Here is an 18030-nt window from a genome sequence, read left to right on the forward strand (position 1 = left end):
AAGAAGTAATCAAACAATCATTTAATCATATGAGGCTGCCATCAGGCGGCCTTTTTATTTTGCGTTGATTTGCATAGCAGATGTGGAAAATACACAGGAGAGACAAATGGCAAAGTTGCTTACGTTGTTGCAATGGGCTGACGCGCACTATGAAACTCCGCCCTCACTGAGAACGTTGCAGCGATGGACCAGGGAGGGGCGTATCTACCCTGCCCCGGAGCTACACGGCCGGGAGTACAAGGTTCAGCATGACGCGGTGTATGTAGACCCCAGCAAGAAGAACCTCAAGCCAAAGCCTAAACACGTAAAACTGCCGAGTAAAGGCACGCTACTGGAGAGATTAAAACATGGCGAACAGGCCAGCCCGTTACGACGCTAACTTACCCCGTAACCTGACCTATCGTAAACGCAACAAAATCTACTCATGGCGCAATCCGATGACCGGCCAAGAAATTTCGCTGGGGCGCATATCACGCAAGGATGCAATCGCTCAGGCCATCGAAGCCAACAACTATATAGAGCAGAACTACATCCCCTCTACCCTGCTCGACCGCATCAAAGATGTCCCCACATTCACAGTGACTGAGTGGCTCAAGCGATACAGGGTCATTCTGGAGCGCCGTGAATTGAAGCCCAACACGATGAAGGTCAGGAACAATCAACTACAAACCATAGATGATGAATTTGGCCGGTTTCCTCTGTCCGCAATATCGACAAAGGACATCTCTGAATTTCTGGAGTCATACGTCTCATGCGGGAAGAAAAGCATGGCTGCCGGTCTCCGATCTGTTCTGATGGACATATTCAGGGAGGCGATAGTGGAAGGCCATCTTGAAAGAAATCCTGTAGAGCCGACAAGGACGCCAACGCCAGAGGTTAAGAGGGAGAGGCTTCTTCTTGAGCCATTCATAATCATCAGGGATGCCGCGTTCAGCAGCTCGTCATGGGCCGCCAACGCTTTCAATCTGGCGCTGGTAACAGGTCAGAGGCGAGAAGATGTAGCCAAATTTCAATTCAGCCACATAAAAGATGGGCGTCTGTTTGTAGAGCAGGAGAAGACTGGTCACAAACTCGCTATTCCTCTGGATTTAACACTGGACGCGGCAGGGCTGGTATTGCAGGATGTCATAGACCAATGTCGGGTTAACAACCCATCTGATTATATGATTTACTCAGCCGTGCGTCGCGGAGGAAGAAAGCCAGGGCCACTAACGCCAGATGGACTGACCCAGGCTTTTTCTGATATGAGGGATGTATCAGGATTAAGGTTCGGACCTAACCCGCCCTCTTTCCACGAAATCAGGAGCCTCGCCAGCAGGTTGTATGAAAGGGAACGCGGGGAAGAATTTGCAAGGAAACTTCTTGGTCACAAGAATTTAACAATGACGCAAAAATACCTGGACTCCAGGGGTGCTGAGTATGATATGGTTTAGACAGGATATGAAGATTTCGGGAGATTTTCGTGTCCTTTCGTGAGAGACGATAAAAACACGTTTAAAAACATACAGATAAAAAAAGACCGAATACGATTCCTATATTCGGTCCAGGGAAATGGCTCTTGGGAGAGAGCCGTGCGCTAAAAGTTGGCATTAATGCAGGCTAAGTCGCCTTGCCCTTTAAAGAATAGATGAGAGTCGCAGGTTTTCCAGTCCGGCCCCCTTTTCTGGACGAAAAAAACCGGCGCTGCGACTACTCGTCTCAGTAAAAAACCGCCATACCGATACCGGTAATGGCGGTTTTTTTATGCCAGGTCAGTTAATTACACAGTTTTTGCGCCCGCTCGATAAAGGGCGCCAGACTCATCTTCTGCCCCGGATGCGCCGGGTCGTCAATCATAATGGTTTCCAGGGGCTGGCCGGTGCTTTTCCCGTCTGCGACCCGCGCTTTCGCCACATCGTTTAACGGATACTGCATCAGGGTACTGGGATTGATCACAAACAGGGCATTACCAGTGCGACAGCTCAGCATCACCTCTTCACGGTTAAACGCCCACTTATCTTTCCCTATTTCAAAACGGCTTACGGTGATCACCTTAGGTGCGGCCAACGCCGCGCCGGAGGCGGCGAGCAGCAGCAGGGTTATTGCGATTTTTTTCATCAGCACTCAAGTACCATTCAGTTAAAAAGGTTCCAGGGTGGCAAACAGGCTCACGCACAGCAGCACAGCCAGCGCCAGCGCCATTTCCACCCGGGTCAGTATAATAAAACGCTGCTGCGCCACGCCCGCGCTTTGCGCAAAACGCGGCACCAGCAGGTAACGATTAACCAGCGCGATCGCCACCATGACGCTCGCCAACCCCATTTTAAGCAATAGCAGCCGAACGTAGTCGCCCTGCCACGACCAGTGCCAGCCCAGTATCGCCAGGCTGTTGATGGCGCCGGTGGCAATGACCAGCGCCACAGCCAGGTGGCCATAGCGCGAAAAGCGCATCATGGCCGCAATCGCCGACTTGCGCCAGCGCGGCTTTGTCGCCATCCGCATACAGACCAGCAGCGGTACCAGTCCACCGACCCACCAGGCGGCGGCCAGCAGATGAACGGCATGGTTAGTACGATGCAGCGCCCCGGCGACACCGTCATGCATCGCCGCATGCCCGGTACCGGCCAGTAACGCCAGCTGTAAAGCCGCCAGACAGAGCAGCAACGGCGAGCGGCGCGGCGGCCTCAGCAAGGTTACTGCAACAATGATCAACGCCAGTACCATCTGCCACAGCCATACCGCGCCAAAGCGGGTGCCCGGCAGCATGCGCCAGATATCAGGGTTTAGCACATCGCTCCATCCCTGCCCCATCAATCCCCCCTGCAGCGCAAACAGCAACAGCGCGCTCACGAGATTCAAGAGTGCGGCAGCACTCCACAAACGCGCCAGACGGCGGGTCACCACAGAGGCAAAACGGCCGGAGCTGAGCAGTACGCTACAGATGGCCGATCCCACCAGCAGCATCAGTGCCAGATCGTGACTAAAGCGCATCGCAACCGCAACCAGATGCAGCATCTTACTTCACACTAAACTGATAGCTACCCTTAGTTTTGTGGCTATCGACCGACACCACGTGCCAGTCCACCTGATAGTTGCCAGGGGACAGTTCAGCCTTGATCGGTACAATCAGTTGGCGATCGTTTCCGGACGCCAGACTGGCGGGACCAGTGGCGACCTTCTGCTGTTGGGGCCCCGTCAGGGTGACGCCGCTAAAAGCCGGCTCCACCCCTTCGGAAAAGGTCAGCGTCAGGGTGTTAGTTTGCGCCGTCGCCACGCTGTCAGCGGCGGGTTGTTGCTGTTGAAGATGGGCGTGAGCCAGTGCCAGGGAAGGCGTCAAAGAGGCAGCCAGAAACAGAGAGGCGAGTCGTTTACGGGACAGGGCCATTCCGGTCATTCCTTTTGTTTATGGATCTGGCCCAAAGAATAACTGTCGAGCCTCGTCAAATCCAGCGCGTCTGGTGCCCCATACGCGGAAAGACTTGTCATTGTGTGCGCCAGGCAGTACCTTCTGGATTCCCAAAAATGGAGACCGCGATGAACAACAATCTTGCACAGCTCCCTCAGGAGGAGATGGACAAAGTTAACGTCGATCTGGCTGCGGCAGGGGTCGCGTTTAAAGAGCGCTACAATATGCCGGTTATCGCCGAAGCCGTGGAAAGAGAACAGCCGGAACCACTGCGTGAGTGGTTTAGGGAAAGACTAATCGCCCACAGACTGGCGTCGGTTAACCTTTCCCGACTGCCTTATGAGCCGAAATCAAAATAATTTCACTCCGGTGACATTTCCTTACAGAGCCTTTGCTAAGATTTTTCTCGTATAATATGACATCTAATATCAAAGGATGAGCGACCCGTCAGGACGACGGGTTAGCAACGGAGAAAGGAAAAGACAATGCCCCCGTGGAGTGTTGCCGCCGCACAATATGCCGCCCGACCCGGCGGTGTAGAAGAGAATATTCGCCACCACCTTAATTTTATCGAGCATGCCGCACGCGAGTTCGTCGATCTACTGATCTTCCCGGAAAACTCGCTGGTCTGTGCCAATGAGCAGATCGATGACGGCGCGGGGCTGGCGGCTGATTCTCCTCTGTTACAGCCGTTACAGCAGGCGGCAATGCGCCATCGGATGACTGTCGTTGTGGGTCTGCCGCATCGGGATGCTCAGGGCTTCCCCGCCGGCGCCCTGGGTTTTATGCCCGACGGCGGGCAGGTTTCCTGCCGTAAACCCCATACCGGGGCCGGGGACTGGTTTACCCCCTGCCCTGAAATGCCGGTCATCGGCAGCGGTGAATACAGTTTCGCGCTCGCGGTGGATACCCCCAGCCATGAAGAGGCGCTGCCGCGTAGCGCCGCCGGGCTGGGAGCCAGCCTCTACGCCACTGGCGGTTTTGTCTCCGAAGCCAGCTGGCAGCACGATGTCATGTACCTTCAGCGCTGGGCTCATAAATACGGCATGGCAGTGCTGATGGCGAATAAAATCGAGCCGCTTAATGGCGGATATAGCCCGGGTCGCAGCGCCTTCTGGGATGAACGCGGACAGTTGGTCGTGCGCGCAGAGCAGCAGGAGCTGCTGGTGATAGGCCGACGCGCGCCTCAGGGTTGGCAGGGGGAAGTGGTTCCTGTACGCTAACGCTATTCAGCTGGCGGAGAGACTGATGCTACGCGTTATTGATACAGAAACCTGCGACCTGCACGGCGGCGTGGTCGAGGTGGCCTCCATCGATATCATCGACGGAAAAATGGTCAACCCCATGAGCAATCTGGTACGCCCCGAGAGACCCATCAGCCCCCAGGCGATGGCCATTCACCACATTACCGAAGCGATGGTCGCCGACCAGCCCTGGATTGAAGAGGTAATTCCCCGCTATCAGGGCAGCCCCTGGTATGTCGCTCACAATGCCAGCTTCGATCAGCGGGTACTGCCGGAAATGTCCGGCGAATGGATCTGTACCATGCGCCTTGCCCGCCACCTGTGGCCCGGTATCCGTTATAGCAATATGGGTCTGTACAAATCCCTGAAGCTGCACGTGGAAACACCCCCCGATCTCCATCATCACCGCGCCCTGTATGATTGCTATATCACCGCGGCCCTGCTGCTGCGTATTATGGAAGAGAGCAGTTGGACGCCGGATCAGATGGTCACCATCACTGGCCGCCCCACGCTGCTGGAAAGCCTGCCGTTCGGTAAATATCGCGGCCAGCCTTTTGCTGATATCGCCGAGCGCGATCCCGGCTATCTGCGCTGGATGGCGGGCAATCTTAAACAGATGTCTCCGGCCCTGCGCCTGACCCTGCGCCACTGGCTCGATGAAGCCTGATATTACAGCATCCGCCCCGGTAGGGTCTCCTGAGCCAGGGCGATCATAAAGGCATACTCCAGGGCCACCCCTTCCCAGGATTTATAGCGTCCCGATTTGCCGCCGTGCCCGGAATCCATATCGGTACACAGCAGCAGCAAGGTGTCGTCACGCTTCATTTCCCGTAGTTTCGCCACCCATTTGGCCGGCTCCCAGTACTGAACCTGAGAATCGTGCAGCCCTGTCGTCACCAGCATATGGGGGTAAGGCTGGGGCGCCAGGTTGTCGTAGGGACTGTAGGCCTTGATATAGCGGTAATAGTCCGCCTCCTGCGGATTGCCCCACTCTTCAAATTCACCGGTGGTTAATGGGATCGACGTGTCGAGCATGGTGGTCAGCACATCCACAAAGGGCACCTGCGCCACCACGCCGAGAAACAGTTCAGGACGCATATTAATCACCGCCCCCATCAGCAGTCCGCCAGCGCTGCCCCCCATGGCGAAGAGCTTCTGCGGATCGCCATAGCTCTTCGCCAGCAGGGCATCGCACACATCCAGATAGTCGGTAAAGCTGTTCATCTTATTCAGCAGTTTTCCGTCGTCATACCACTGCTGGCCCAGCTCTCCGCCGCCGCGCACGTGAGCAATGGCGCATACGAAACCGCGCTCCAGCAGACTCAGGCGACTGGTGCTGAAATCGGCATCAATACTGCTGCCGTATGCGCCATAGCCGTAAACCAGCAGCGGATTATGGCCACGCCGGAAATGGCGCCGGTGATAAACCAGGGATACCGGAACCTTCGTTCCATCACGGGCCGCTATCCACAGATGCTCGCTGCGGTAGTCGTCGGCATCGAAACCGGGCACCGGCGTCTGCTTAAGTATCCGCCGCTCGCCGCTATCCATATTCAGTTCAAACAGGGTATCCGGCGTGGTCATCGAGGAGTACCCATAGCGCAGCCAGGCCGTCTCTGGTTCCGGATTCAGGGCTATCCAGGTCACATAGGCCGGATCGTCAAAGGCAATGCCTGTCTCCTCACCGCTCTGGCGGTGGATACGGCGCAGGCTGGTCAGACCGCGCTGACGTTCTTCCACCACCAGCCAGTCGCGAAACAGGGTAAAGCCTTCCAGCATGACCACATCCCGGGCCGGAATCACGGTCTGCCAGCCGGACTCATCCCCCGTTGCGGCACGCCACAGGCCAAAATTTTTCCCGGCCCGGTTCGATCGCACCCAGAATTCATCCTGGTAGTGATCCAGGGTGTATTCATGGTGACGGCGCCGCGCCAGGAAACATTCAGGACGGGGACATTCAGCATTAGCGTCCAGCAGCCATACCTCACTGGTGGTGGCGCTGCTGAGATCAATCAGCACGTATTTTTGCGATGAACTCTTATGTACGCCGACGTAGAAGGCTTCGTTCGGCTCTTCGAAGATCAGCTCATCATCCCGGGACGGACTGCCGACAGTGTGGCGCCACACCTGCCAGGGATGCAGGGTCTTCGGATGTTTGCGGACATAGTAGAGGGTGCGCGAATCATTGGCCCAGACAAAGTCCGGCGAGGCATTGTCCAGCACTTCCGGGTACCAGTTACCGCTCTGCAAATTACGCAACCGCAGGCTGTACTGGCGACGCGACAGATAATCCTCCGCTATCGCCATCACCTGATTATCTGGGGCCACATTCATGCCCCCCAGGGTGTAAAACTCGCTGTGGGCGGCGCGTTCATTGGCATCCAGCAGGATCTGCCAGGGTTCCTGCTCCCCGGATTCCACCGGCTGGCGCTGCCAGCAGGCATACTCATTCCCCTGTTGGTAAATATAGCGATAACGGTAGCCGTTCTTCACCCAGGGCGCCGAAGCGTCACGCTCCGGCACTCGCCCGACCATCTCTTTGAGCAATCGGTCCTGAAGCGCGCGCTGGGAAGCCATAATCCGGCGGCCATACTCATTCTCCTGGCGTAAATAGCCAAGCACCTCGGGAGCGCTCCTGTCGTCGTCGCGTAGCCAGTAGTAGTGATCAATACGGGTGTCGCCATGAACGGTGATGGCGTGCGGCACTCTTTTTGCTTTTGGGGGCATGGTTATTCTTCTTGTTTCCGGATAATGCACACCTGTAAGGGTGTGCATTATCTGCCCTTCTTGCAAGTTATACCGATTATCCTTCAGCAGCTGGAAGGATTTGGCCTTTGGCGGGGAGGGAAAGATTATTCAGGAAGCTGGCGCTTCTGAGCCTGGATATCCTGCTCGATGCCGTCGCGCACGTCCTGGGGGATCTGTAGCGCATCACCCAGCGCATTGAGGTAACTGCGCTCCATAAAGTGGTCGATGTCGATGGCAGCACAGCTCAGAAAATAGAGCTCCAGCGCCTCTTCTTCATTGCGAACCCCCTGAGCCAGACGTTGAGGATCCAAAGGCTGTTCAATGGCGCGCTGCACCAGAGCGCGCCCTTCCTGTTCAATGCCCGCCTCCTGAAGCTGCTGCTCAATGACCTGACGCTCTTGATCATCAATATGTCCGTCACTTTTAGCGGCAAAGACCAGCGCCAGTACCAGACGTTCCGCGCGCTCATCCAGCGGCGATGCCTGATTCGCCAGCGCAGGCTGTACCGGCTGCGCCTGCTGCTGCTGCGGCTGCTGGGTTTCGCTCATACGTTGCTTGTACTTGTTCCACAGCACGCTGCCAGCCACGGCGCCACCACCAACCAGTAACGCGCTGCCGCCGTATTTGGTCAATAGCTTGCGCGACGATTTGCTGGCCACCAGCAGCCCCGCCAGACCGCCCAGCGCGCCCGGTACCAGTAACTTACTTAATCCCTGCTCCTGCTTGCCTGCACTTCCCTGCTGCCCACTCTGGCCCAGCATTGACTGCAGTTGATTTAACCAGTTAGCCATGCAAATACCCCTGTAATGATCTATTCATGCACTTTGCAGGGTAAGTGACTCAGTGTCAGGAAGTGTCGGGAAACGCAAAAAAAGCAAAATGGCCCTAAAGGGCCGTCAGGTTGATGACAAAGAGGGAAAAACGTGGTTTTTCCCTCTTTGTGGTTAAAGGCTCAGGCCGCTTTATGCTTCGCGCGCGCTTTGGGCGCCGCCTTCTCTTCCTGCTCTGGTGTTGTCGCAGCCTTTGGCTGGGGCCGCTTGCCGGTCTTAATCAGGGTGGAGAGCGTCTCTTTATGCTCCGCCAGCCACAGACCTAATGCCTCGCGCTGAGATTCGTCCAGCTCCACTGGCCCCTCTTCCAGCCACTCTTCGAACGACTCCGCCAGATCTAACATTTTATCCCAGGAGTCTGCCTCCTTTTTACTGGCAAAAGACATCTTTTCCTCACCTTTGCGTACAACAACGTATTTAGTTTCAACCGCCATCGGTTTTACTCCGGGTATACTGGATTTTTAATCAGTATACCAGACCCGGCGTTTTGGCTAAACTACGTCGCCGACGCAAACGTTTTCGTAGCTGTTGTTGTATTTTTTGACCGGGGAAATCACTATGTCTGTACTGGGAACCGCACTGCGTCCTTCCGCCACGCGCGTGATGCTGCTGGGCGCCGGAGAGTTGGGAAAAGAGGTGGCCATTGAGTGCCAGCGTCTCGGGCTGGAGGTCATCGCCGTCGATCGCTATGCCGACGCCCCCGCCATGCACGTAGCACACCGCAGCCACGTCGTGAATATGCTGGATGCAGAGCAAATTAAGGCCCTGGTGGCCAAAGAGCGCCCGGACTACATTGTGCCGGAGATCGAAGCCATCGCCACCGACGCGCTGATAGCGCTGGAAAGCGCAGGCACGCATGTGGTGCCCTGCGCCCGCGCCACGCAGCTCACCATGAACCGGGAAGGTATTCGCCGTCTGGCGGCCGAAACGCTGGCGCTCCCGACCTCCAGCTACCGCTTCGCCGACGACCTGGCAGGTTTCCGTCAGGCGGTTGAAGAGATCGGCCTGCCCTGCATCATTAAGCCGGTGATGAGCTCATCCGGTAAGGGACAAAGCCTGATCCGCAGCGCCGGGCAGATTGAACAGGCCTGGCACTACGCCCAACAGGGCGGCCGCGCGGGTAAAGGTCGGGTTATCGTTGAAGGGGTGGTTAACTTCGACTTCGAGATTACCCTGCTGACCATCAGCGCCGTAGATGGCCTGCACTTTTGCGACCCCATCGGCCATCGTCAGCAGGACGGCGACTACCGCGAATCCTGGCAGCCCCAGCGGATGAGCGACCGGGCGCTGGCGCAGGCCCGTGACGTGGCGGGCAAGGTGGTTACCGCCCTGGGCGGCCACGGCCTGTTTGGCGTGGAGCTGTTCGTCTGCGGCGATGAGGTCATATTCAGCGAAGTCTCGCCGCGTCCCCACGATACCGGCATGGTCACCCTGCTCTCTCAGGATCTGTCAGAATTCGCGCTGCACGTGCGCGCATTCCTCGGCCTGCCAATAGGCGCGATTCGTCAATACGGACCGGCGGCCTCTGCGGTTATTTTACCGGAGCTAACCAGCCAGGATCTGCGTTTCAGCGGCGTGGAAAACGCCTGTGGCGCCGGGTTACAGCTACGCCTGTTCGGCAAACCGGAAATCGCGGGAACCCGCCGTCTTGGCGTGGTACTGACGACCGGAGAATCCACGGAAGATGCCGTCAGTCGGGCCAGAGCGGCCGCGGACGCGGTAGTGGTTCAGGGGGAATAAATTAAGCGGCCCTCTCCGAACGGAGAGGGCCGGAAGATTACTGCTTCGCGCCTTCCACGGCTTCACGCGCAATCTGGGTGATGCGTGCGTAGTCGCCAGACTCCAGGGCATCGCCCGGTACCAGCCAGGAACCGCCGATGCACAGCACGCTCGGCAGCGCCAGGTAGTCGCGATAGTTAGCCGGAGAGATACCGCCAGTCGGGCAGAAACGCACCTGGGAGAACGGACCTGCGATAGCCTGCAGCGCCTTCACGCCGCCGTTCGCTTCGGCCGGGAAGAATTTAAACTCACGCAGACCGTAGTCCATGCCCAGCATCAGTTCGGAAACGGTGCTAATGCCCGGGATCAGCGGGATGGACCCTTCGGTCGCCGCTTTCAGCAGCGGCTCGGTCAGACCCGGGCTGATGGCGAACTGCGCACCCGCCTCGGTCACTTCGGCCAGCTGCTGCGGGTTGATAACGGTGCCCGCCCCCACGATGGCTTCCGGAACTTCCTTCGCAATCAGACGGATCGCTTCCATCGCACACTCGGTACGCAGGGTCACTTCCAGAACGCGAACGCCACCGGCGACCAGCGCTTTGGCCATCGGTACCGCATGCTCCAGTTTTTTGACAACGATGACCGGTACTACCGGACCGCTCTTCAGGATCTGTTCCGCACTCGTTTTCCAGTTATTCATCAGAGAATCTCTCCCGTGAAGGTTAATCTGTCTTCCCCGCAATGCGCGGGATTTAAAAGGTAATACAGGTGGCTCCCTGCTCTGCGCCGGACAGTTTTTCACGCAGCGCGCCAAACAGTTCGCGCCCGGTACCAACGCGCATGGCGCTAAGATCCGGATGTTCAGGGGTGCGCTCAGCCAGTTCGCTATCATCCACCAGCAGCATCAGCTCGCCGGTCTGGCCGTTGACCCGAATCATGTCGCCTTCGCGGACCTTCGCCAGCAGCCCGCCGTCGTATGCTTCCGGCGTGACATGGATAGCGGAAGGAACCTTACCCGAGGCGCCAGACAGGCGTCCGTCGGTCACCAGCGCAATTTTGAAACCGCGGTCCAATAATACACCAAGTGGCGGCATGAGTTTATGTAATTCTGGCATTCCGTTCGCTTTCGGCCCCTGATGGCGCACCACCACCACGCAGTCGCGATCCAGTTTGCCGGCTTCGAAAGCCGGTACCACATCGTGCTGACTCTCGAAAATCACCGCCGGAGCTTCAATCACCTGATTATCCAGCGGTACCGCAGAGGTCTTCATTACGGCACGGCCCAGGTTACCGCTCAGCACTTTGGTACCGCCGTGATGGGAGAAGGGTTGATCAAAGGTGGCGATAACCTCCGGATCCAACGAATTTTCAGCCCCTTCGCGCCAGTCCAGCTTACCGTTATTCAGCCACGGCTCCATGGTGTAGTGGTTCAGACCGCGGCCTGCCACGGTGTTGACATCTTCATGCAGCAGACCGCCTTTCAGCAGTTCGCGCATCAGTACCGGTACCCCGCCCGCAGCCTGGAAGTGGTTGATATCCGCCGGGCCGTTGGGATACAGGCGCGCCAACAGCGGAACCACATCGGAAAGCTCAGAGAAATCGTCCCAGTTAATGATTATGCCGGCGGCGCGCGCCATGGCCACCAGGTGCATGGTGTGATTGGTGGATCCGCCGGTCGCCAGCAAAGCCACCATGCCGTTGACCACCACCTTTTCATCAATCATTTTACCCAGCGGCATCCAGTCGTTACCGTTGCCGGTCATACGCGTCACCTGCTGAGCCGCCGCTGCGGTCAGCGCGTCGCGCAGCGGCGCGTCCGGCTGAATAAAGGAAGAGCCCGGCAGTTGCATCCCCATAAACTCCACCACCATCTGGTTGGTGTTGGCGGTGCCGTAGAAGGTACAGGTGCCAGGCGCGTGATAGGAGGCGGCCTCGGCATCCAGCAGCGCTGCACGATCTGCTTTACCTTCGGCATACAGCTGACGGATACGGACCTTCTCTTTATTTGGCAAACCGCTGGCCATAGGGCCGGAGGGGATGAATACCGACGGCAGATGACCGAAGGAGAGCGCGGCCATGGTCAGACCGGGGACGATTTTATCGCAGACCCCCAGGAACAGCGCGCCATCGAACATATTGTGGGACAGCCCAACGGCCGCGGACATGGCGATCACTTCACGGCTCAGCAGCGACAGCTCCATGCCGTCCTGCCCCTGAGTCACGCCATCGCACATTGCCGGAACGCCACCGGCCACCTGCCCTACCGCACCCACTTCATGCAGCGCCTGACGAATTTTATTCGGGTAGTTCTCATAGGGCTGATGTGCGGACAGCATGTCGTTGTAGGCGGTGATAATGGCGATATCGTTGTGCAGCATGCTTTTCAGAGAAGCTTTATCCCCCGGCTGGCAAGCCGCGAAACCGTGTGCCAGGTTACCGCAGGCTAGCTGGGAGCGACGGACGGTGTTGCTCTTCGCTTGTTCAATGCGGGCCAGGTAGGCTTCCCGGGTCGGGCGCGAACGCTCGATGATGCGATTTGTTACGCGTAACATTTTCGGATTCATAAAGGGTCCTCATTATCTGTGTCGCCGTCAGGCGGCTGGTACGGAGTATCAGAAACAGTGATGACGCTGACTTATCTCTTCTCTCCCGCACCACCAGTGGCAAAATCGCTTCAGCTAGTGTAATGAAAAAAGCCCCGTCGGTGAATCCGGACGGGGCTTTAAAACAAAAAAATTTTCAACTCTGCTGAGTCAGATCATGTTACCGGTAAAATAACCCTATGACACGATCGTGATAATCAGGACTCGAACTCATTCCAGGAGCGGCCATCGCGGGTGATCATCGCCACCGAGGCCACTGGCCCCCAGGAGCCCGCCTGATACGGTTTGGGCGCATCGTTGTCCGCCGCCCAGGCTTCGGTAATGGAATCCACCCATTTCCACGCCTCTTCCACTTCATCGCGCCGTACGAACAGCGCCTGAATGCCGCGCATGGTCTCCAGCAGCAGCCTTTCATAGGCATCCGCCAGATGGGTCTGGTTGAAGGTTTCGGAATAACTCAGATCCAGCTTGGTGGTCTGAAGGTTGTGTTTATGATCCAGCCCCGGCACCTTATTCAGGACCTGGATATCCACCCCTTCATCCGGCTGCAGACGAATGGTCAGCTTATTCTGGGGCAGCTCCTGCCAGGACTCCCTAAACAGGTTCAGGGCCGGGTTCTTGAAGTAGACCACCACTTCCGAACACTTAGTCGGCAGACGCTTACCGGTACGCAGATAGAACGGCACGCCGGACCAGCGCCAGTTATCAATATCCACCCGAATGGCGACGAAGGTTTCGGTATTGCTGCTCTTATTTGCCCCCTCTTCGTCCAGATACCCCGGCACTTTTTTGCCCTGAGCAAAGCCCGAGGTATACTGCCCACGCACCGTTTTATCGCGCACGTTGGTGCGATCGATGCGACGCAGAGACTGCAGAACCTTCACCTTCTCGTTACGGATATGGTCGGCGGTCAGATCGGCGGGCGGCGACATCGCGATCATGCACAGAATCTGCAGCAGGTGGTTCTGCACCATATCGCGCATCTGGCCAGCCTGGTCAAAGTAGCCCCAGCGCCCTTCAATGCCCACTTCTTCGGCCACGGTGATCTCTACGTGATCGATGGTGCGATTATCCCAGTTATTGACGAACAGGGAGTTGGCGAAACGCAGCGCCAGCAGGTTGAGTACCGTCTCTTTACCCAGATAGTGGTCGATGCGATAAACCTGGCATTCTTCGAAGAACTCGCCCACCTGGTCATTAATTTCACGGGAAGTCGCCAGTGAAGTACCGAGCGGCTTTTCCATCACCACGCGAGCCGGTTTGGCGTTCAGCTTCGCGGCGCCCAGCCCCTGACAGATGGCGCCGAAGGTGCTGGGCGGCATGGCGAAATAGTTAATGGTGATCCGACTCTTCTGATCGAGCATTTTCCCCAGTCGGGTGAAGCCTTTCTGGTCGTTGACATCCAGATTACAGAAGTCCAGGCGACCGCTCAGGGTCTGCCACAGCGCCTCATCAATCGGCTCTTTCATAAAGGTTTCGAGCGCTTCACGAACCACGCCGGTATAGAACTCTTTATCCCAGTCCGCGCGCCCCACCCCCAGAATACGCGTATCGGGATGAATCTGGCCCGCCTTTTCCAACTGATACAGGGAAGGCAGCAGTTTACGGCGCGCAAGATCGCCTTTTGCGCCGAAAATGACCAGGTCGCATGCCTGGGCTGTTTGCGTTACCGCCATGTCTTTTCTCCTCGTTCCGGCTGGCCCGGCTTATGCCAGACCGCTTGTAATTTTATTACAATGCACTGTACTTCATTTTGTTAGTGAGGCGAATACACCCAGTGCCATTTGCCATAGAAATCGCCAGCTGTCGCTATCGTAAAGCGCTATCCGACCTGTTGCCAGCAGAGGACCAAAACCCGACTACGATCAAGTAATGAAAAAAAACAACAGCTTTGGCCTTTTCGATACCCGCAGATGCCCCCGAAAAGGGTATTCTGGGCGGAGTAACTGACGATGACGCCCGAAGTGGCATCGCAACGAGCTGTGAGTGCCTCATTCATTATGAATATGCTGGAAACTATCCGGATTCAGCGGGACAGGCTGAGTAAGTCCGAACGCAAGGTCGCCGACGCCATTTTACAGGCGCCGCAGCGCGCCATTCATTCGAGTATCGCGGCGCTTGCCGCCTGCGCCGGGGTGAGCGAACCCACCGTCAACCGCTTCTGCCGCCGTATGGAAACCCGGGGCTTCCCCGATTTCAAACTTCATCTGGCCCAGAGCCTGGCCAGCGGTACTCCCTGGGTCAGCCGCAGCGTTGATGAAAATGATAGCGTCGAGTCCTACACCAATAAAATTTTTGAGTCAGCAATGGCCAGTCTGGATCAGGTGCGCCAGACTCTGGATATGCAGGCCATCAACCGCGCCGTAGACTGGCTAAGCCAGGCGCGACGCATCACCTTCTTCGGGCTTGGCGCCTCCGCCGTTGTGGCTCACGATGCCATGAACAAGTTCCTGCGCTTCAATGTGCCGGTTTTCTATTCCGACGATATCGTGGTGCAGCGAATGAACTGCATCAACGGCGGCAGTGGCGACGTACTGGTGTTGATCTCCCACACCGGTCGGACCCGGCAGATGGTCGAGCTGGCCGGTCTGGCGCGCGACAACGATATGATGGTGATAGCCATTACCAGCCCCGACTCGCCGCTGGCAGAGGAAGCCGGTCTTAGCCTGCTGCTGGAGGTACCGGAAGATACCGATATCTATATCCCCATGGTATCTCGTCTGGCGCAGCTCACGCTGCTCGATGCTCTGGCTACCGGCTTTACCCTGCGCCGCGGCGCGAAATTCAGAGAGAACTTGAAGCGGGTCAAGGAAGCCCTGCGCGAATCGCGCTTTGATAAGGGACTGTTTCTGCCGGATAACACAGAGTAATTTGTTAATTTTTTATAACAAAGATGTAACTTAGCAGGCTGTTCGGTTAGGTTAAGAGTAGAAAGTCCGAACAACCGAATTCTATTCAAGCAACACCGAGTTGTTTCAGTCAACGGAGTAATACATGTCCAGACGGCTACGCAGAACCAAAATCGTAACCACCTTAGGCCCGGCCACTGACCGCGACAATAACCTAGAGAAGGTTATCGCCGCTGGCGCCAATGTGGTGCGCATGAACTTTTCACACGGCAGCGCGGAAGATCACCTGCTGCGCGCCAATAAGGTCCGCGAAATCGCGGCGCGGCTGGGACGTCATGTCGCCATCCTGGGCGATCTCCAGGGGCCGAAAATCCGTGTTTCCACCTTTAAAGAGGGCAAAGTCTTCCTCAACATCGGTGACAAATTTCTGCTCGATGCCGGCCTGGGCAAAGGCGAAGGCGATCGGGAAAAAGTCGGCATCGACTATAAAGGGCTGCCCGCGGATGTGGTGCCTGGCGATATCCTGCTGCTCGACGACGGTCGCGTGCAGCTGAAGGTGCTGGAAGTTCAGGGGATGAAAGTTTTTACCGAAGTCACCGTCGGTGGACCGCTCTCCAATAACAAAGGCATCAACAAGCTGGGCGGCGGCCTGTCGGCCGAAGCGCTGACCGAAAAAGACAAAGCCGATATCCTGACCGCAGCGAAAATTGGGGTGGATTATCTGGCGGTCTCCTTTCCGCGCTGCGGCGAGGATCTGAACTATGCCCGCCGTCTGGCGCGTGATGCTGGCTGCGACGCCCACATTGTCGCTAAGGTCGAACGTGCGGAGGCCGTAGCCAGCGAAGAGGCCATGGACGATATTATTCGCGCCTCCGACGCTGTGATGGTCGCGCGCGGCGATCTTGGCGTGGAGATCGGCGATCCGGAGCTGGTCGGCATCCAAAAAACCCTGATTCGCCGTGCCCGTCGGCTGAATCGTGCCGTCATTACCGCGACCCAGATGATGGAGTCGATGATCACCAACCCGATGCCAACTCGCGCCGAGGTCATGGACGTAGCGAACGCCGTGCTGGACGGCACCGACGCTGTCATGCTCTCAGCAGAGACCGCTGCGGGTCAGTACCCGGCAGAGACGGTCGCGGCCATGGCCCGGGTCTGTATTGGCGCCGAAAAAATCCCCAGCGTCAATGTTTCCAAACACCGCCTGGACGTGCAGTTCGAAAATGTGGAAGAGGCTATCGCTATGTCGGCCATGTACGCGGCTAACCACACCACCGGAGTGACCGCGATCATCGCCATGACCGAATCCGGCCGCACTGCACGCATGACCTCGCGCATCAGCTCTGGCCTGCCAATCTTCGCGATGTCGCGCCATGAGCGCACCCTGGATCTGACCTCCCTGTACCGCGGCGTAACGCCGGTACACTGCGACACCCATACCGACGGTGTAGCCGCCGCCCACGATGCGGTGAACCTGCTACGCGATAAGGGCTATCTGGTCCCTGGCGATCGGGTTATCGTCACCCAGGGCGATGTGATGGGCACCGTAGGCACCACCAATACCGTGCGTATTCTGACCGTCGAATAATCGACCTTCGGAAATGAAAAAGCCCACAGCGTCGTCTGTGGGCTTTTTTATCGCTAAATGATCAGGGCTTCTTCCTGTCCTTCGGCCACAGATCCTTGCGCTTATAAGGCTGAATCTCCCCTTCCTTACGGGTCTTCAACAGCTTCAGAATCCAAGTGTACTGCTCGGGATGAGGCCCCACAAAGATCTCCACCTCTTCATTCATACGCCGGGCGATGGTGTGATCGTCCGCCTCGCGCAGATCGTCCATCGGCGGACGGATATAGATATCCAGCCGATGAGTGTCGCCGTTATAAACCGGAAACAGCGGCACAACCCGTGCCCGACACACTTTCATCAGGCGGCCAATCGCCGGCAGCGTCGCCTTATAGGTCGCGAAGAAATCCACGAATTCGCTGTGTTCACGGCCGTGATCCTGGTCCGGAAGATAGTAGCCCCAGTACCCCTGACGCACCGAGCTGATAAAAGGCTTGATGCCATCGTTACGGGCGTGCATACGGCCACCAAAACGGCGGCGTATCCGGTTCCACAGATAATCGAACAGCTGATTGCCCTGGTTATGGAACATCGCCGCCATCAACTGGCCGCTTGCCGCCATCAGCATCGCCGGTATATCCACCGCCCAGCCGTGAGGGACCAGAAAAATCACCTTCTCGTTATTGGCCTGCAGCTCATCAATAATCTCTTTACCATGCCAGTCGACACGAGCCAGAATCTTTTGTGGATCCCGTAACCCCAGCTCCGCCATCATGGCCATCGCCTGAGGCGCGGTCGTAAACATGCCGTCGATCATGGCTTCCCGTTGCTCTTCCGGTAGCTCCGGAAAACAGTAAAGCAGATTGATGCGCGCCCGGCGCCGGGCGCTTTTCGCAAAGCGTCCGGCAATACGGCCAATATTCCCCAGCAGCGGATCGCGCAGACGCGGCGGCGTCCAGGCCAGTCCCGCAAAGGCCACCACGCCCAGCCACGAGCCCCAGTAGCGCGGATGCAAAAACGCCTTCTGGAACTGAGGAATAAACTCAATGTTCGATCTCTTTTCTGCTTTTTGTTCTTTTTCCATTCGC

18 protein-coding genes are annotated in these 18030 nt (G+C 57.2%); 8 read left to right on the forward strand and 10 right to left on the reverse strand.

The window, feature by feature from the left end:
- Positions 1-106: 106 nt before the first annotated feature.
- Together FEM41_RS20245 and FEM41_RS20250 are read left to right on the forward strand one after the other, a co-directional pair.
- Entirely contained in the window at positions 107-379 is a 273-nt protein-coding gene (locus tag FEM41_RS20245) for an excisionase (protein ID WP_138097973.1), read from the forward strand.
- Positions 348-1433, forward strand: coding sequence for a tyrosine-type recombinase/integrase (locus FEM41_RS20250; RefSeq protein WP_138097974.1), 1086 nt, complete (start codon positions 348-350; stop codon positions 1431-1433). The genes FEM41_RS20245 and FEM41_RS20250 overlap by 32 nt, the downstream gene beginning before the upstream one ends.
- Before the next feature lie 322 nt (positions 1434-1755).
- Here the strand turns inward: FEM41_RS20250 and FEM41_RS20255 are convergent, their stop codons facing one another.
- Genes FEM41_RS20255 through yobA form a run of 3 tightly spaced genes read right to left on the reverse strand, consistent with a single transcriptional unit; the run spans position 1756 to position 3364 of the window.
- The gene (locus tag FEM41_RS20255) at positions 1756-2097 is read right to left on the reverse strand and encodes a YebY family protein (protein ID WP_138097975.1); all 342 of its coding nucleotides are present in this window, start codon (positions 2095-2097) and stop codon (positions 1756-1758) included.
- Between the two features lie 21 nt (positions 2098-2118).
- Entirely contained in the window at positions 2119-2994 is an 876-nt protein-coding gene (copD, locus tag FEM41_RS20260) for a copper homeostasis membrane protein CopD (protein ID WP_138097976.1), read from the reverse strand.
- A gap of 1 nt (position 2995) precedes the next feature.
- Positions 2996-3364, reverse strand: a complete 369-nt coding sequence (yobA, locus tag FEM41_RS20265; protein WP_138097977.1) for a CopC domain-containing protein YobA — start codon at positions 3362-3364, stop codon at positions 2996-2998.
- A 149-nt stretch (positions 3365-3513) separates the two neighbouring features.
- Between yobA and FEM41_RS20270 the strand changes: the two genes are divergently transcribed.
- The 3 genes from FEM41_RS20270 (at position 3514) to exoX (ending at position 5296) form a co-directional block, all read left to right on the forward strand.
- Complete coding sequence (locus FEM41_RS20270; RefSeq protein WP_138097978.1) at positions 3514-3744, forward strand: DNA polymerase III subunit theta; 231 nt, start codon at positions 3514-3516, stop codon at positions 3742-3744.
- Positions 3745-3870: 126 nt separating this feature from the next.
- The gene (locus FEM41_RS20275) at positions 3871-4608 is read left to right on the forward strand and encodes a carbon-nitrogen hydrolase family protein (RefSeq protein ID WP_138097979.1); all 738 of its coding nucleotides are present in this window, start codon (positions 3871-3873) and stop codon (positions 4606-4608) included.
- Between the two features lie 25 nt (positions 4609-4633).
- A complete protein-coding gene (gene exoX, locus FEM41_RS20280; RefSeq protein ID WP_138097980.1) occupies positions 4634-5296 on the forward strand; it encodes an exodeoxyribonuclease X in 663 nt (220 codons plus the stop codon).
- A gap of 2 nt (positions 5297-5298) precedes the next feature.
- On the opposite strand, the gene FEM41_RS20285 is transcribed toward exoX, so the two are convergent.
- The 3 genes from FEM41_RS20285 to FEM41_RS20295 form a co-directional block, all read right to left on the reverse strand.
- Positions 5299-7356, reverse strand: a complete 2058-nt coding sequence (locus tag FEM41_RS20285) for a prolyl oligopeptidase family serine peptidase (RefSeq protein ID WP_138097981.1) — start codon at positions 7354-7356, stop codon at positions 5299-5301.
- A 125-nt stretch (positions 7357-7481) separates the two neighbouring features.
- The gene (locus tag FEM41_RS20290) at positions 7482-8168 is read right to left on the reverse strand and encodes a tellurite resistance TerB family protein (RefSeq protein WP_138097982.1); all 687 of its coding nucleotides are present in this window, start codon (positions 8166-8168) and stop codon (positions 7482-7484) included.
- Positions 8169-8329: 161 nt separating this feature from the next.
- Positions 8330-8641, reverse strand: coding sequence for a YebG family protein (locus FEM41_RS20295; RefSeq protein ID WP_138097983.1), 312 nt, complete (start codon positions 8639-8641; stop codon positions 8330-8332).
- Between the two features lie 124 nt (positions 8642-8765).
- Between FEM41_RS20295 and purT the strand changes: the two genes are divergently transcribed.
- Positions 8766-9947, forward strand: a complete 1182-nt coding sequence (purT, locus tag FEM41_RS20300) for a formate-dependent phosphoribosylglycinamide formyltransferase (protein WP_138097984.1) — start codon at positions 8766-8768, stop codon at positions 9945-9947.
- 37 nt (positions 9948-9984) lie between these two features.
- On the opposite strand, the gene FEM41_RS20305 is transcribed toward purT, so the two are convergent.
- The 3 genes from FEM41_RS20305 to zwf all read right to left on the reverse strand — a co-directional run bounded on the left by FEM41_RS20305 (position 9985) and on the right by zwf (position 14205).
- Complete coding sequence (locus tag FEM41_RS20305) at positions 9985-10626, reverse strand: bifunctional 4-hydroxy-2-oxoglutarate aldolase/2-dehydro-3-deoxy-phosphogluconate aldolase (RefSeq protein WP_138097985.1); 642 nt, start codon at positions 10624-10626, stop codon at positions 9985-9987.
- A gap of 52 nt (positions 10627-10678) precedes the next feature.
- On the reverse strand, positions 10679-12490 hold the full coding sequence (gene edd, locus FEM41_RS20310; RefSeq protein WP_138097986.1) for a phosphogluconate dehydratase: 1812 nt from the start codon (positions 12488-12490) through the stop codon (positions 10679-10681).
- A 236-nt stretch (positions 12491-12726) separates the two neighbouring features.
- Positions 12727-14205, reverse strand: coding sequence for a glucose-6-phosphate dehydrogenase (zwf, locus tag FEM41_RS20315; protein WP_138097987.1), 1479 nt, complete (start codon positions 14203-14205; stop codon positions 12727-12729).
- A gap of 324 nt (positions 14206-14529) precedes the next feature.
- On the opposite strand from zwf, the gene FEM41_RS20320 reads away from it, so the two are divergent.
- Together FEM41_RS20320 and pyk are read left to right on the forward strand one after the other, a co-directional pair.
- The gene (locus FEM41_RS20320; RefSeq protein ID WP_138099276.1) at positions 14530-15399 is read left to right on the forward strand and encodes a MurR/RpiR family transcriptional regulator; all 870 of its coding nucleotides are present in this window, start codon (positions 14530-14532) and stop codon (positions 15397-15399) included.
- 124 nt (positions 15400-15523) lie between these two features.
- On the forward strand, positions 15524-16966 hold the full coding sequence (gene pyk, locus FEM41_RS20325) for a pyruvate kinase (RefSeq protein ID WP_138097988.1): 1443 nt from the start codon (positions 15524-15526) through the stop codon (positions 16964-16966).
- Positions 16967-17027: 61 nt separating this feature from the next.
- Here the strand turns inward: pyk and lpxM are convergent, their stop codons facing one another.
- A complete protein-coding gene (lpxM, locus tag FEM41_RS20330; RefSeq protein WP_138097989.1) occupies positions 17028-18026 on the reverse strand; it encodes a lauroyl-Kdo(2)-lipid IV(A) myristoyltransferase in 999 nt (332 codons plus the stop codon).
- Positions 18027-18030: the final 4 nt, after the last annotated feature.

The sequence above is a fragment of the Jejubacter calystegiae genome (assembly GCF_005671395.1).
Lineage (GTDB): Bacteria > Pseudomonadota > Gammaproteobacteria > Enterobacterales > Enterobacteriaceae > Jejubacter > Jejubacter calystegiae.

Coding starts and splice junctions, on each gene's coding strand:
- FEM41_RS20245 (WP_138097973.1), top strand. CDS start 107: ATGGCAAAGTTGCTTACGTTGTTGCAATGGGCTGACGCGCACTATGAA.
- FEM41_RS20250 (WP_138097974.1), top strand. CDS start 348: ATGGCGAACAGGCCAGCCCGTTACGACGCTAACTTACCCCGTAACCTG.
- FEM41_RS20255 (WP_138097975.1), bottom strand. CDS start 2,097: ATGAAAAAAATCGCAATAACCCTGCTGCTGCTCGCCGCCTCCGGCGCG.
- copD (WP_138097976.1), bottom strand. CDS start 2,994: ATGCTGCATCTGGTTGCGGTTGCGATGCGCTTTAGTCACGATCTGGCA.
- yobA (WP_138097977.1), bottom strand. CDS start 3,364: ATGGCCCTGTCCCGTAAACGACTCGCCTCTCTGTTTCTGGCTGCCTCT.
- FEM41_RS20270 (WP_138097978.1), top strand. CDS start 3,514: ATGAACAACAATCTTGCACAGCTCCCTCAGGAGGAGATGGACAAAGTT.
- FEM41_RS20275 (WP_138097979.1), top strand. CDS start 3,871: ATGCCCCCGTGGAGTGTTGCCGCCGCACAATATGCCGCCCGACCCGGC.
- exoX (WP_138097980.1), top strand. CDS start 4,634: ATGCTACGCGTTATTGATACAGAAACCTGCGACCTGCACGGCGGCGTG.
- FEM41_RS20285 (WP_138097981.1), bottom strand. CDS start 7,356: ATGCCCCCAAAAGCAAAAAGAGTGCCGCACGCCATCACCGTTCATGGC.
- FEM41_RS20290 (WP_138097982.1), bottom strand. CDS start 8,168: ATGGCTAACTGGTTAAATCAACTGCAGTCAATGCTGGGCCAGAGTGGG.
- FEM41_RS20295 (WP_138097983.1), bottom strand. CDS start 8,641: ATGGCGGTTGAAACTAAATACGTTGTTGTACGCAAAGGTGAGGAAAAG.
- purT (WP_138097984.1), top strand. CDS start 8,766: ATGTCTGTACTGGGAACCGCACTGCGTCCTTCCGCCACGCGCGTGATG.
- FEM41_RS20305 (WP_138097985.1), bottom strand. CDS start 10,626: ATGAATAACTGGAAAACGAGTGCGGAACAGATCCTGAAGAGCGGTCCG.
- edd (WP_138097986.1), bottom strand. CDS start 12,490: ATGAATCCGAAAATGTTACGCGTAACAAATCGCATCATCGAGCGTTCG.
- zwf (WP_138097987.1), bottom strand. CDS start 14,205: ATGGCGGTAACGCAAACAGCCCAGGCATGCGACCTGGTCATTTTCGGC.
- FEM41_RS20320 (WP_138099276.1), top strand. CDS start 14,530: ATGAATATGCTGGAAACTATCCGGATTCAGCGGGACAGGCTGAGTAAG.
- pyk (WP_138097988.1), top strand. CDS start 15,524: ATGTCCAGACGGCTACGCAGAACCAAAATCGTAACCACCTTAGGCCCG.
- lpxM (WP_138097989.1), bottom strand. CDS start 18,026: ATGGAAAAAGAACAAAAAGCAGAAAAGAGATCGAACATTGAGTTTATT.